This window comes from Luteolibacter luteus (genome assembly GCF_012913485.1).
Lineage (GTDB): Bacteria > Verrucomicrobiota > Verrucomicrobiia > Verrucomicrobiales > Akkermansiaceae > Haloferula > Haloferula lutea.
Genome location: NZ_CP051774.1, coordinates 3,410,424 through 3,424,780, shown reverse-complemented (window position 1 = coordinate 3,424,780; position 14,357 = coordinate 3,410,424). Strand labels below are relative to the sequence as shown.

Below are 14,357 nucleotides of genomic sequence, written 5' to 3'. Positions count from 1 at the left end.
GATTCTCAACGCTTGATCCAAGTTTCCAGCAAGGAGGGCCAAGTGGCGAGATCGCCCTTGCCATTCATGCCGTAACCGTGGCCGCCGCTTTCGAAGAGGTGCAAGCTGACCGGCACCCCGTGCGCCTTGCAGGCAGAGGCGAAATTCAGGCTATTACGGCAATCGACCCCATCATCCGCCGTCGTGAGGAGGAAGACCGGGGGCGTGTCCTTGCTCACCTGCTTCTCGGTCGAGTACTTCTCCACCGCTTCCGCGCTCGGATCCTTGCCCAGCAGGTTGGTGCGGGAGCCACTATGAGCGACCTCACCCATGCTGATCACAGGGTAGATCAGGATCGAAAAATCCGGGCGGCAGCTGAGCTTGTCGATCTCGTCCTTCCCTTCTTCCGGAAAGGTATCCGCAAAACGCGTGGTGCAGAGGCTGGCAAGGTGACCACCAGCCGAGGAACCCATGACGCCGACCTTGTTCGGATCGACACCCCACTCCACGGCATGGGCGCGCACGGTGCGGACCGCGCGACGCGCATCAAGGAAAGGTACGGGAAATTGATAGCCGAAGTCCGGCTTGCCACTGACGCGATACTTCACCACCACGCCGGTAATGCCACGCTCATTCAGCCACTTCGCATAGTCGTGGCCTTCATGATTCATCGCCAGGATCCCGTAGCCACCTCCGGGGAAGATCACCACGGCTTTCCCGGTGTTCTTATTCTTCGGCGCGGGATAAGCGAAATACTGTGGCACCTCGATATCGGTATAGCGCCAGCCGTCTGCCACCGTTTCGGAGCCAGCGGGGGGCCGCTTGGCACCGGGAGCTCCACCGGGCCAGAGAGGAGTCCATTCGGCAGAGGCGGTCATCACGAGGGCAAGCAAGGCGAAGGCAGGTTTCATCGGTCTGATCATACAGGAACCGCAGCCCGGATGTTTCGGCGAGCGGAAAGACGGACATGGCATGCCTTCCCTTAGGGAAGCTTCTCCAACAGCAACCTTCCGGCGCGCCGACGCAGGACATGATCGCCGGGGAGGTTCACGGCCGGTGCCGCCGCAGAATCCAGCAAGCCCCGGCAACGCCCGACGGTTTCGCGAGAAAGATCCGGCACGGCGGAACTACGGAGGAAATCGTAGATGCAGGCCGATTGCATCGCGGGAGGAAGACTCCTCAGCTTCGGCAAGTGGAGGCGACCTTGGGGATCCAGCACGTCCGCCTGCTTCACCGCCCACGCCTCGATCGACTTTGCCTCCACCGAGGCCTCCACCGCGCGGACCAAGGACTCGGAGGCATCACGTTTCGCGATCTCCGCGAGCAAGGGCAGCACCTCGTTCCGCAAACGGTTTCGCACCGCGAAAGGCTCCGCATTCGTTGCATCCTCCCGCCAGCCGTGATCGTAGCTCGCCAGCCATTCACGGAGGCGGTCGCGACGCACGCCGAGAAAAGGCCGGATGCACTCCATCGGGCGCCCGCCCATCAGCAGGGTCTGCACTTCTTTCATCCCGGAAAGACCGCGGCTACCCCGCAAGAGGTTCCACAGGATCGTCTCCGCCTGATCATCGAAATGATGAGCCAATAGCAAGCGGGGGCACCGGTACTTCCGGGAGCAGATGGCGAAGAAGGCGTGGCGTGCCTCCCGCGCCGAGGTCTCCAGCGAATGGCCGTTCTCCTTCGCAAGGGATTCCACCTTCGCCTTTCCCGACTCACAGGGGTAGCCGAGCTTCCCGGCCAGCTTTTGCACGAAGCGCGCATCTCCGGTCGATGCCTTGCCGCGCAGGCCGTGGTCGAGATGGCAGACCACGATGTCCCGGAAGCCATGCCGGTGCAGATGGTAGAGCAGCGCGACCGAATCCGCCCCGCCTGAAATGCCCGCAAGATAGCGCCGCCGCTTCGGCGCATCACGGAACCAAGCGATGTCCGGCAATGGCATGGAAGCGATCCTAAGCGCAACTCCCCCGAGCAGCCAAAAAGAAATGTTCCGCTCCGCCGGATGTCTTATTTTGAGAACTCGAAGCGATAGTAGCCCGCGGTCTCTCCGGCTGCCGGCGCAGCCAGCCGCTCCACCCTCCGGAAACCGCCGGGCACGCCGCCCTGATCGGCGGCATCGGTGAAAGGAAGCTCCGACCATGCGGTGAGATCCATGGAAAACCAGAGCTTCACGGTCACCGTGGCATCATCACGGATCACCGCGACAATCCCCGGCAAGACGGCACCGCCCTGAACCCTTGCCCCGGCGGGAAGCATGTATTCCACGCCATTCGGAATGCCGTCGCCATCGAGGTCGGCGCCGAAGCCGGCCTCGGGAGACCCCGGATTTCCCCCGCTGGAAACAATCCAGCTTCCAAAGGCATCATGGCGTGCCACCTCCGCGGAGTTGACCCCTTCTCCGGCCTCATTCACCGCGCTAACCACGTAATAATAGCTCTGCTGCGGATCGAGCCCGCCATCCTGGAAGCTCGTTGTCGCAAGATTGTCGCCCACCACCTGATAGCCGCTGCCGCTGGTGGTGGAGCGCTTCAGGCGATAACGCTGCGCGGTGCTCAGGGCATTCCAAGTTATGGTGGCGGTAGCGCCGGGGGAATTCACCGCCAATCCCGAGGGAGCCGCGGGAAGGGTCACTCCGTGAAACTGGATTTCCGACACGTTGCAGTGGCCACCATTCGGCGAAAGGTAGCGCACGTAGCGATAGAGGCCTTGATTCGCGACGGCCACCGTGGTGAAGACGTTGTAGGTCGGAGTCACGGGCACCGTGAAAAGCGTCACCGGATTGTTGAACGCGAGATTGTCCGCCGCTTGAAAAATCCCGCCAACCATTCGCTCCGGCCAGTTCGTGGCACCATTGCGAGGACTGTAGCGGATGGCGGTGATTTTTCTCGGCGTGCCCAGATCCATGCCTGCCCAAGCGCCATCTGCATTCGGCGCGTCGAAGAAGGTCGTCAATGAACCATCGAAGACCCTCGCTTTTGTGTCGCCCTGGTTATTCCAAGAACCATCGGTCCCGATGACGCTGCCATTCAGCCTGCTGCCTGCGGTGGGATTCAGGATCAGGCGGTCCGAATCGCCGCTCTGTCCGGCATCGTTCCGCGCCACCACCACATAATAGTAAGTGGCACCCGTGGTCAGGCCGCTGTCCAGAAAGCTAGTCGCGGCGATATCCGCGGCCACCACGGTATAGCTGCCGCCATTTACCGAGCCGCGCTTCACATCGTAGGCATGGGTCACTCCGCCCAAGGCAGGCTGCCAAGTCAGGGTAGCCGTCGTGCCCGCGTTCGTGGCTTGGAGCGCCATGGACTTTTCGGGAGGCAAGGGGTTGCCCGGTCCGAAGAACCTGATCTCCGCCACATTGGCGTAGCCGTCGTTCGGCGAGAGATAACGCAGGTAGCGGAAGGCCGTGGCATTGTTCACCATGAGGGTCGTCGTCACTCCCTGCGGAGGGACCCAGTTTACTTTCGCCAGCTCCACGACACCGGAGCTGAAGTCGGCGGTATTCGATCCTTGGAAAACGCCATTCGTCATCCGGCCCGATTGATTCGTCCGCGGGACAAATTGGATCGCGACCACCTGCTTGGCATTCCCCGCCCCGAGATCGAGCCCTACCCAGGCCCCGCTAGCTCCGCCGGGCTCGGCGAAGGTGCTGACGTTGTTATCGAAGGCACGGGCCGCGCTCGTCAAATCCCCGCTGCCGATCACGGTGAGCGGACTGGCCACCGGATAGCTGGCGATGAAAGGACGATGCAGGTTCGGAAAGCTCTCGAAAGCGAAGGTCGGCTGGGACGTGGTCGCCACCGGCGAGACCCCGTGGTCGGGCCCCACGGCCTCGATCTCGATGTAGCCATTGGTCTCGGAACCGAAGCGGCGGACGTCTTGAGCGAAGTAATAATTATTCGGCGTCGCACCAAGCCACACGCGAGGCGAGGAAGCCGTGAGGTTCTTCCGGTGATAGACGTTGTAATAAAGCACCGGGGAGGCGGAAGCCGTCCACTTCAGCTTGAGCATGGTGGAAAGGGCCTCGTCCGGATTCCGGCTCTTTCCTTCCAAGGTCAGACCGGCCGGCGCTGCCGGTGCTACCACACTGCCATTGCTGACCTGCAGGCGGCCGATGTTCGCTGCATAAGTGTCGATGGCACTCGTGCTCGAGAAGCGCAGGGTGATGAGAGCGATCTTCTTTCCTGCATGCGCGCCGAGGGAAACATTCAGGGTGCTCCAGTTCGTGGAAGCCGCAGTCGCCGCGGTGGTGTAGTTCATCACGCCCGGAGAATCTTCGAAGGCGTATCCTACCTGGACCCGTGCGTTGTTCACGGCACCCGGCTTGTAAACCATCTTCAGGCTGGTATCCGCAGCGATCGGGAGGCGGGCCTGGTAGAGCTTCACTTCCTGCGGGACATTTGCAGCCAGCGAGCCGCTCACCTTCAGCGAACTGCCCCCGTAATAGGACTCCGCGAAGTCGAGCGAGGGCGTGATGCTCTTCGCCCCCGCGCTGGTCACCAGCCAGCGCCAGGTCGGCAGAACGTCCTGCACGCCCAGATTCGTCCAAGGCCCGGTCATCACGGTGCTGCCGTTGATCTTGTAGAAATTCCCCTGGCCCACATTGAAGTTCGTGACGAATGGCAAGGTAGTCAGCGGCGAATTCGCCGGGATGTAGTGGGCCATCCCATACCAGTTCGGCGTCGGGGAACCGGCGACGGGCGTGGTACTCGAAGGGTCGCTATTCGGTCCGGACCAATAGAGCTGGTCCTGCACCACCATGGTCTCCGGGGAGGAACTCTTCACATAGGGCGTCTCGGCACCGAAGAGGGCCACCGAGGTATGATGCGGCTGGCCTTCCGGGAAGAGGTAGGGCCAGGTGATGTCCAGGTTGCCCTGGCTATTCGGATCCGGCGTCTTGCCGAGGGTGCGGTAATTCTCTGTCCAGATCCCGGCATAGAGGTCGTAGGGGTTGATCCCGCGGGACTGCGCCAAGGTCCGTGAATTTGATAAATTACTGGAATTATAGTACCACCAGAAATTCAGGAACATCTCGTGGGCCGCGAGGGTGGTGCCTGTATTCGTGACCACCGCGCCGGACTTCAGGTAGCCATCGTTCTGATCCGTCAGCGCGTTCTGGAAACTCCGGCTGCCATTTTCGGCCATGGCATCATACCAGGTGATCCTGAGGTGCGGGGCGCCCTGGGCTGCGGCACGGGTGCGGAAGTAGACCATGAAATCGCGCATGTTCTGCGCGTCTGTCCCATTGGTCTGGTAGTTCTCCTGATTGATGAACCAACCGTCGAAGCCGAAGTATTTCGCCGCCTCCACCAGCTTGTCAGCCACCGGGAAAGTGGATCCGCTTTTCTGGAGAAGATCGCGAACCCGCTGTAGCGAGGCATTGTCGGGAGATCCGTTCCAGCCGTAGAAGATCTTCCCGTAGATTCGCACGCCATTGCGGTGCGCCGCATCGATCATGTGGGCGGTGGGACACATGATCACGCGGTTGTCCCGGTCCGAGCTGCCCCAGAAGACCATGTTGTCCGTGTACTGCCAGATGCTCGGAGCGTAGAGCCGGGTGGTCCGCCAGCCATTTGGCGCGCCGGCAGGGATGGTGTTGAAGGTGGTGACCGCCTGCACCCGTGCTTCACCCGGCCGGGCGTGGGGATTCACATTCCACAGCGCATTCAGCGCCGCATTCTCGGCGGCGGTCGGCGCGGTAAAGCGGCTGGCCAGCGGGACGGTACCGCGGTTGTAGGGCGCATTCGGGTCCGTGGCTGGCGACCAGGTGAGGATTTCGTTGGGGTGCCAGCGGTTGGACTGAGGCACGGATTCGTATTGGGCGCGGGCTGTGCCAAGGGAGCACAGGAATCCACATGCCGCCGCGAAGAAGGCGGCCGATCGACCGGGGTGTTTCATCAAGGGTGACCCGGAGAAGAAGCCGGGTGGGTTTTTGGGTTGCGGCCACCAAGCCCGGGGTGACGCGGGCTGTCAATTCGCCGCCGCGTTCCACGTTTTCCTGACTCCGCCTTTTTCCGAAGAGACGCGTCTGCGCCTCCCGCTGCTCACTCATGGGAGTGATTCCAAAGCGGTCCAAAATGGGACCGTGCATTCCGGATTTCCTTATGTTATGGCGATGCTATGGACCCGAAAGAAATTGGTGGATGGGTGATCCTAGGCCTCGCGGCAGGCTTGATCGCGCGACGGGTCATGCCAGGCGAGGAAAAGGGCGGCTGCCTGATGACGATCATCCTCGGGATCCTGGGCGCGCTTGTGGGCGGCTGGATCGGCCGCCATGTCGGCTTCCTGCCGGTCGCTCATCCGGGTGCCGGGCTGCCTTCCCTGGAATCGCTCTTTACGGCTACCGTGGGTGCCCTTGTCGTGCTGGGCTTTTGGAAATGGATCAGGGCGTAGCGCCCGAGCATCGGGCCTCGTTCTTCACTCCGGGAGAGAGATATCACATCTCCATGACCTAACATTTTCTCACCCTCTCCATTTGTAGAGATCGACTCTGCCATCATCCATTTTCATTTACCCTCGCAGGGTTCGTGGCTCAAGAAGCCGACAATGCAGTCTAAAAGCTGCATCACCACGAACCCAAGATGAAGACCCAAGAACCAATCATTGTTTCGTTGTTGCGCTCGGCACGACACGTGACCGGCAAGCTATTAAGACGGCTATCACATGCGCCGTTCGCAGGAGCCCTGGCAATGGCCTCGCTAATCTCAGAGCCGGCATCCGCCTCCAAGGCGGCCCTCTTCCTCAATGGAAACATGGCCACACGGGCCGCGATGACCACATCCCAGATCAACGGCATGCGGGCATCCGGCTTCAACACGCTCATCATCTTCAACATGCGGGTCGCGACCAATGGCGACTTCACCTACGATGGAACCCTGTGCAGCAACGGGACCTGGGTGGGACCTTCCGACTGGGGACCCCTCTTTAACCAATGCAAGGCGATGCCATCAGGGGTGACGCGCATCGAGCTATGCATCGGCGGCTGGAACGACGCGAGCTTCCAAAACATCAAGAACCTCATCGCTTCGCAGGGAAACAATACCTCGAACGTCCTCTATCGAAACCTGGCCGCGCTCAAGGCGAACTTCCCGGTCAATGCCATCTGCTTCGATGACGAATCGGTGTATGACGTCAGCTCATCCGTCGCTTTCGGGCAAATGGCCGGGAGCAACGGGATGAAGGTCACGCTCTGCCCCTATACCAACTCCGGCTTCTGGCAATCGGTGAAAAACGGCCTGGGTTCCGTCTGCGATGAAGTCTACCTCCAATGCTACGATGGCGGCGCCGGAAACAACCCGGCATCATGGAACAGTCTCTTCGGCGGCTTGAAAGTCTCTCCCGGGACTTGGGACCTGGATGGAGCGGCGACCTTTGGCTCGAAGATGGCTGGATGGGGCAGCAGCGCGGGTGTCTTCAATGGCTTCTATTGGCCGGGCAATACCGGAGGCAATCCGCCGGCCAATCCCGCGATGATGCTGCAGTATGCCACGCTGATTCACACCAATCTGGATAACGAAGGCGGGGACATCACCGGGGAGCATCGCATCGTGAACATGGTCGGAGGCAAGGCGATCGACAACGGAAGCAGCTCCCTCGGAAACCCGACGGTGCAGTGGGACGTGACCGCCAACAACAACGGCCTGCAGCAGCGGTGGATGTTCACCCAGAACTCCGATACCTCTTGGAACATCATCAATCTGAACAGCGGCTTGGCCTTGGAGATGCAATCGACCGCAAACCTCGGACAACCCGTGGTGTGGAGCTGGAACGGTGGCACGAACCAAAGATGGTGGGTCGATCGCCAATCCGACGGCACCTACAAGATCTGGAACCAATGGAGCGCAAAAGCCTTGGAAAATGCCAGCGCCACCCAGAACGGAGCGCCCATCGTCCAGTGGCCATGGAACGGGCAGACCCAGCAACGCTGGCGGCTGTACTGAGAAATTCATGAGCAAAGGGTGGCGTTGCCTTCGGCGGCAGCGCCGCCCGACTTCGAAAGAGAGCATGAAGAAGATTATCCTCGGCTTCCTTGGTCTTTGCCTGGCGACAGCTCTTGTCGTTTCCCAATGGCAAGAAGCACCTACGCCCGGAACCACGCCCAAGAAGACGGGGCCCAAGACATCGCGTAAGGCTCCGCTCCCGCGGGCCGATCGAGAAACCCGCGTGCGACAGGAAGACGAGGGAAATGTCGGCGGAGACACCGACGAGTCCCCCGTCCAACGGGAATCCCGCCAACTGATCGAACTTCGCGAACGGGCGGAGACGGATGCAGAGGCGGCATGGGCTTCCGCCTTGGAATGGCCGGAAGAGAAACGCGCCCAGGCTCTTGCCGAAGTATGCTTCGGAATGGCGGGCGCGAAGCCACTCGAAGCCATCGAGAGGGCACGTGGTGCTCATCTGGACCGATTGCCGGGGGCGATCGAGGAAAGGCTCGTCCAACAATGGGCTACCCATGATGTCTCCGCAGCATTGGCATGGCTCATGAAAGAACCGGGCGGTGAATCCCGCGACAAGCTCGCCATTCGCCTCACCTACGTGCTGAGCCAGACGGATCCCACCGCAGCGGCCAAGCTGGCCTTGGAACAAATGCTTCCCGGATCATCGCAGGACGAAGCGGTCATGATCGTCGTCACCCAATGGGCCAACAAGGACCTGCCGGCAGCAAACGCGTGGGTCCAGGATTTCCCTGAAGGACCTCTTCAAGAGCGAGCCGCCAACGAGCTGAGAATGATCGCCGAGCGCCGCTGAAAGGAACGCAATTTCCCCGTGGATTTGCTTCCTGAGGTTCGGATTTTTTCCGATCATAAAGCCCTTCAGATGGCCGGGCTTAGTGCGTTCTTTCAATCGATCCGGCAGAGGCCGGGCTTGTATTGGGGCGATGGGCCGAACCTTTCCTACCTCCAGGTATTCCTTGTAGGCTATCAGATGGGCTGTCGCAGCGAACCCGATTCCCCTCTCGCCTTACCGAATGATTTTTCGGGTTGGGTGGCCTACCGGACGGGAGCATCCAGCACCTACAATTGGCATGGAATGCTATTGTCCATATGGCCGGATGAGGAAGAGGCCTTCCACCAGTTCTTCGATCTGCTGGAGGAGCATGCCTCACGAAAAGGTCGCCTCGTCGCCAAGGTAACGCGGCATGGAAAATTCAACATCCGCTACGATATCACGGATCTCCCGAATCTGACCCCGATTGGAAAGGACGATCTCCCGGATCCGATCTTCCTCACCACCTACACTGATGATCCCGGGTTCCTTGCCACGACTTCCGAAGGACATACCTTTGGGGCATGGCGAAATCCGTGGGGCAATTGGAAGTCATGGGAGGAAATGGCCGCGGCGCTAGATTTCACCGAAGACCATCTGGAAATCCTAGATCCCGCCGAATTCGAAAGGATCCGCGGCTGAAATAAGAAGGGGCGCCAGAAGCGCCCCTTCATTAAATTCAGCGGATCTCTTCAAACCCGAAGTAAGGCACCAGCGCTGCCGGAACCTTGATCGAGCCATCCGGCTGCTGGCACTGCTCAAGAAGGGCCACGTAGAGACGGGGCAAGGCAGTGCCGGAACCGTTCAAGGTGTGGCAGAAGCGGTTCTTCCCTTCGCCATCCTTGAAGCGGAGCTTCATGCGGCGCGCCTGATAGTCGCCGAACCATGAACAGCTCGATACTTCGAGATACTTGCCCTGACCCGGAGCCCAGACTTCGATGTCGTAGGTCTTCGCGGAGTTCGCGCCGATATCACCGGTGCAAAGTTCGATGGTGCGATAGTGAAGGCCAAGCTTCTCGAGCGCCGATTGGGCGTGAGAGGTGAGCTCTTCCAGCGTGCGCAAGCCGTCGTCCGGATGCACTACTTGGACCAGCTCGACCTTATCGAACTGGTGCATGCGGATGATCCCGCGGTTGTCGCGCCCCGCGCTGCCAGCCTCGCGGCGGAAGCAGGGCGTGTAGGCCACCAGCTTCTTTGGCAGATCGCCCTCGGCGAGCAGCGTGTCGCGGTAGAGGTTGGTCACCGGCACTTCGGCGGTCGGCGCGAGGAAAAGCTGGTTGCGGCCGTCTTCCCCGGCATCGGTGCCGTACATGTCGTCCTCGAATTTCGGGAGCTGGCCGGTGCCTTCCATGCACTCGCGCTTCACCACGTGAGGCACGTTCACCTCCTCGTAGCCGTTCGTGCCGCTCTGCAGATCCAGCAGGAAGCTGATCAGCGCACGCTCGAGGCGGGCTCCCTTGCCGCGATACACGGCGAAGCCGGAGCCGGCGATGCGGGTGGCATCTTCCAAGGAAATCAGGCCGAGCGCCTCCGCCAGCACCAAGTGGTCCTTCGGATCGGCGACCTCCGGCTTCTCGCCCCAAGTGCGGACGACCGGATTCGCGGTCTCGTCCTCGCCGACCGGACAATCCGGATGCGGGAGGTTCGGGATATTCATCAGCAACTCGTGCTGACGCTGAGTTGCCTCCTCCGCTTCGGAATTATGGCTCGCGATTCTTTCGTTTATCTCCCGGACCTCCTCTTCTTTCTCCTTCGTGTCCTCCCCCGCTCTCTTCGCAAATCCAATCTCTTTGGAAATTTGGTTTCTGTCAGCCCGCAAGAGGCCATCTTGATATTCGGCCATCCGGCGCTTTTCGTCCCATTTGCGCACTTCATCAACTAGCTTCCAGTGGTCTCCACCGCGCGTTTTGAGGCGCTCGATGAAGAATTCAGGGTTTAAACGGATCTCGCGGATATCGAGCATGGCGCGGCGAGCCTTAGAGCATCCCCGCGCCGACGTCCAATGCGGATCGCTACTTCGAGAAGTAGGTGACCAGGTAATAAATGACCACCAGCAGGACCACGCCCCCGAGCGCGGCCAGCATGTTCCGCTTCGCCTCGCTCGGCTTTTTCTTCTTCTGGGCGACCTGATAAGTGCTCTGCGGCGCGAAAACCCGGCCGCCTCCGACCGCTGGTCGCTGGGCCGTGGGAACCTGGGTCCCCTGCGGATGGACGGATTCCGGCTGCGGCACCGGGATGTCCGGAGCACGCACACCCATCTCCTCCACCAGGGATTTCGTGATCGGTGCGGTGATTGGCGGGGCATGCAGGCTCGGCGGAGCCCCATCCGGCGGAGCCAGAGGCTGCGGAGCCGTATGGGTTTTTACCGTCTGCTGCATGGGCAGCGGAGTCGGCAGGGGTGCCGGACGGGCGGGTGGCGGAGTCATCCCGGTTCGTGGCCGAACTGTCACCGGAGCCCGCGGGTTCACCGGTGGCTGCAGCGGCTGCGTGATCGCCTGGGTAGGCGGCACGTCAAGCTGGATGAAACTCTTCAGGGTCTCCCTGGAATTCTCGGGACGCTCGTGGGGATAACGGTTGATGTGCCACATCACCCAGTCACAAGCCCACCTCGGGATGTCAGGACGGACTTGTGCGAGCGGAATCACCCGGTGCTCCAAGTGCGCGGCCATCACCTGCGGACCGGTTTCCCCTTGAAAAGGAGAGTGCCCGGTCAGCGCGAAATAATAGACGCAGCCGATGGCATACATGTCCGTCCGCGAATCGATGGGCCCGCGTTCGAAAAGCTCCGGCGCCATGTAGAAGATGGAGCCAAAAATTGCGTCGGTCTGCTCGGCGCTCTCCGCGGAGGTCTTGGGGCTGAACTTTGCGAGGCCGAAATCCACCACCTTCGCTTGGAAGCGGCCGGACGGCAGCCAATTGACCATGATATTGGAAGGCTTCAGGTCACGGTGGACCAAGCCGAGATCTTGGGCGGCAATGAGCGCCTCCTGGATCTGCAACACCAGCTCGCGGAAGTCCGGCCAAGTCAGCGGCGCCTTTTCCACGATCTCATCCACTGTCTGCCCGGTCAGCAGTTCCATCACCACGAAGGGGCCGTCCTCATCGGAGCCCACGTCGTAAATGGTGACGATGTTCGGATGCTGGAGCGCGGCGAGGGCGCCGGTCTCCTTCTCCATCTGCTTGGTGGCCTCTTCCCGATGCTCGTCGTCATCGCCGGAGACGATCCGCTTCACCGCCACATCGCGCTTCAGGGCACGATCATAGGCACGATAGACGGCACCTAGTCCGCCCTGGCCGAGTTTCCCACGGATCTCGTATCGGTCCTCCATGTATCAGTCTCCCGCTAATTTGAAGCCGGGGTTCGCGATGCGGCAATGAATAAAAAACCGGACCCGTTAGGGCCGGACATCCGGCCAAAAACGCCGGATTCCCGCACGCAACATGGGATCGCGAAGGCTCGCCTCATCGATCGCATCATTATTTCCGCGCCGCCATCCGTGGTAGGCGGCCAATGCCTCAAATCCCGCATTCAGGGACCCTTGCATGGGATTGTGGAGGATCAAACCGATCTCGACATTCTCCGGCAGGCCTTGGGGAAAAAGGATTCCCGCGCGCTCCATGCGCTTGATCCCCAGAGGCAGGTCAGTCCTGCTGCTCAATGCCAAACTCATGACCATGGCATGAGGATGGAGCCAGCGCAGGCCCGGAACATCCACCCCGTTTGCGGTATATCCCGCACCGGGCATACCCGACTCCCCGCCGGAGAGCCCGAAGATACCAAGCCGCGCAGCCGCAGAATCCGGCCACTGATCGACCACATACCTGGCCTGCTTTTCGAAGAGTTCGCGCCGGGAGACGGGCCATACCGCACCGGTCACTTGGTCCGGGTCATTCCGGTCGAAATCCGGGTAGAAGAGGCTCTCGATCTCGGTGATGAAACCGACTCCCCGGAAGACCTTGCCGCCCGGTTCCATCTTACCACGCGGCTGACGTCCGCTCACCATCGCCTCTAGGGCCAGCACCAAGGCGGTCTCGCCGCCCCAGTCCCGCCACTGGCTGGCCAGCGGCGTGGTGCCGTCCTGAGCAAATCCATGGCTGATCCAGCCCTCGGAATCGCTTACCAAATCGAAATCCAGCTCTGAGATCGCCTGCCCTACCGCTGCCGAAACGTCCGGCAGATCAAGGATCCCCGCCGCCAGACGCAACGAGTGGAGGGCGATGGCGGTATCCACCGTGCTGTATTCGGTGCCGGGGTGGATCTCCGGCATGCCATCGGCAGCCCGGCGGGCGAAGTGCGCCATGAAGCCCGCCGCCCGCGGCATGCCGAGCATCGCCTGGGTGGTGCGCCGGACTTCATCCGCCACCTTGTCCTTCTCCAGCACCCCTTCCTTCACCGCCGCGGCACTCGCCAAGGCGTGCAGGCCGGAGGAAGTAATCGAATCGAAAACACCGGCCGGCGTGTGGGCACGGTCACGGGTGAGACCCCAATCCGCATCGTGGCAACGGCGGAGCTTGCCCATCGAAACCCGGAACAGCCACTCCTCCGGGTCCATCTCCGGCTTTTCCACACCGAAGCCGAGCGAAGAAATCTCGACCGCGCTGCCGGGCTCAGCCACCCAGTTGATGAACTTCAGCGGGCCCAATTCGGCGGCCTTGATCTCGAAGCGATGCCGGGTCTTTTCTCCCGGAACGAGCACGGTGGTCTGCGACCAGCGGACCGAGCGGGCGGAATCCGCCAGCTCTACCCGCAACTGGCCATTGCCACGGGCCTCCACGATCACGGCCAGCACGCCGGCACGCTTCTCAGCAGGCCCGCCGAGGCCGATCACGTCGGTGGGATCGAACATCCGGCTACCCTCCCCGGCCAATCCCGCCAAGGAGTGCCAAGCACCGGTCCACTCGCCATCCGGCTTGGTCCGGATCGCTCCGGCACGGGCGTCGATGCGGGCTTGGCCCGGCCCCATCCAGCCGAAGTCGGTGCCGAAATGGGTGAAATTTTCGAAAGGGTTGATCGCCGGTGCAGCGTCCGGCCGGTCCCCCGGGAAAGAGATCGAGTAGTCCGTAACCGGCTGCCAAACCTCCTCGGCGGCCGCGATCGGGCCAGCCAACTGGAGGAAGGAAATCCCGAGGAGAAGGCGGTTCCGCCATTCGGAACCTGAGCCGTTTTTCCTCTTCGCACTGGGGGGGGCAGCGCTTGGGTGGCGGGGCGTCTGGAGCTTCAAAATCGGAAATACTGTTGGGTGCCGGTATTTCGCTTACGGGACCTAAGCTGTGACCGAGTATGCCCTAGATACGCGCAGCCTCAAACCTTTAAGTCACCCTTACGTGATTTTCACGTAGATTCCCCCGCCCTCCAGCCTAACCGGCTGCTAGAGCCCACCGACCGCATCTCTTTGGCGCCTAACGCCTCAACGGCTATCCGCCGTCGCCTTGATATCGGTCAAGGCAGCGATGAAATCGCCCAGAATCTCCGCCGGAACCATGATCGTATCGCGGTTCCCGCTGACGTCCTCGGTGATCTTCACCACCATGCCGCGGGCGTTTTCCTTGAGATCCAGAAAGAACGTCTTCCGGTCCGCCAAGATCTTTTCCGTGTGCAAAAGGTCGCTATCCACCAT

Annotated in this window: 11 protein-coding genes; 4 read left to right on the top strand and 7 right to left on the bottom strand. The window is 61.3% G+C overall.

Features of this window, described 5'->3' with window-relative positions:
* Nucleotides 1-5: 5 nt before the first annotated feature.
* The 3 genes from HHL09_RS14230 to HHL09_RS14220 form a co-directional block, all read right to left on the bottom strand.
* Nucleotides 6-890, bottom strand: coding sequence for an alpha/beta hydrolase (locus tag HHL09_RS14230; RefSeq protein WP_169455293.1), 885 nt, complete (start codon nt 888-890; stop codon nt 6-8).
* Nucleotides 891-961: 71 nt separating this feature from the next.
* Nucleotides 962-1,918, bottom strand: coding sequence for a tRNA lysidine(34) synthetase TilS (tilS, locus tag HHL09_RS14225; RefSeq protein ID WP_169455292.1), 957 nt, complete (start codon nt 1,916-1,918; stop codon nt 962-964).
* A gap of 65 nt (nt 1,919-1,983) precedes the next feature.
* Nucleotides 1,984-5,781, bottom strand: coding sequence for an endo-beta-N-acetylglucosaminidase (locus tag HHL09_RS14220; protein WP_169455291.1), 3,798 nt, complete (start codon nt 5,779-5,781; stop codon nt 1,984-1,986).
* 312 nt (nt 5,782-6,093) lie between these two features.
* Between HHL09_RS14220 and HHL09_RS14215 the strand changes: the two genes are divergently transcribed.
* From HHL09_RS14215 to HHL09_RS14200, 4 genes are all read left to right on the top strand, one after another.
* Nucleotides 6,094-6,366 (top strand): GlsB/YeaQ/YmgE family stress response membrane protein, encoded by a 273-nt coding sequence (locus HHL09_RS14215; protein WP_169455290.1) that lies wholly within the window; start codon nt 6,094-6,096, stop codon nt 6,364-6,366.
* A gap of 359 nt (nt 6,367-6,725) precedes the next feature.
* A complete protein-coding gene (locus tag HHL09_RS14210) occupies nt 6,726-7,913 on the top strand; it encodes an RICIN domain-containing protein (protein WP_169455289.1) in 1,188 nt (395 codons plus the stop codon).
* A gap of 64 nt (nt 7,914-7,977) precedes the next feature.
* Nucleotides 7,978-8,721 (top strand): hypothetical protein, encoded by a 744-nt coding sequence (locus tag HHL09_RS14205; protein WP_169455288.1) that lies wholly within the window; start codon nt 7,978-7,980, stop codon nt 8,719-8,721.
* 282 nt (nt 8,722-9,003) lie between these two features.
* A complete protein-coding gene (locus HHL09_RS14200; protein WP_169455287.1) occupies nt 9,004-9,381 on the top strand; it encodes a hypothetical protein in 378 nt (125 codons plus the stop codon).
* A 37-nt stretch (nt 9,382-9,418) separates the two neighbouring features.
* On the opposite strand, the gene serS is transcribed toward HHL09_RS14200, so the two are convergent.
* From serS to HHL09_RS14180, 4 genes are all read right to left on the bottom strand, one after another.
* Nucleotides 9,419-10,702: a serine--tRNA ligase gene (gene serS, locus HHL09_RS14195; RefSeq protein WP_169455286.1), complete on the bottom strand. Its 1,284-nt coding sequence runs from the start codon at nt 10,700-10,702 to the stop codon at nt 9,419-9,421.
* Between the two features lie 49 nt (nt 10,703-10,751).
* A complete protein-coding gene (locus HHL09_RS14190) occupies nt 10,752-12,068 on the bottom strand; it encodes a serine/threonine-protein kinase (protein ID WP_169455285.1) in 1,317 nt (438 codons plus the stop codon).
* A gap of 66 nt (nt 12,069-12,134) precedes the next feature.
* A complete protein-coding gene (locus tag HHL09_RS14185) occupies nt 12,135-13,847 on the bottom strand; it encodes a hypothetical protein (protein ID WP_169455284.1) in 1,713 nt (570 codons plus the stop codon).
* A 300-nt stretch (nt 13,848-14,147) separates the two neighbouring features.
* Nucleotides 14,148-14,357, bottom strand: a complete 210-nt coding sequence (locus HHL09_RS14180) for an RNA-binding protein (protein WP_169455283.1) — start codon at nt 14,355-14,357, stop codon at nt 14,148-14,150.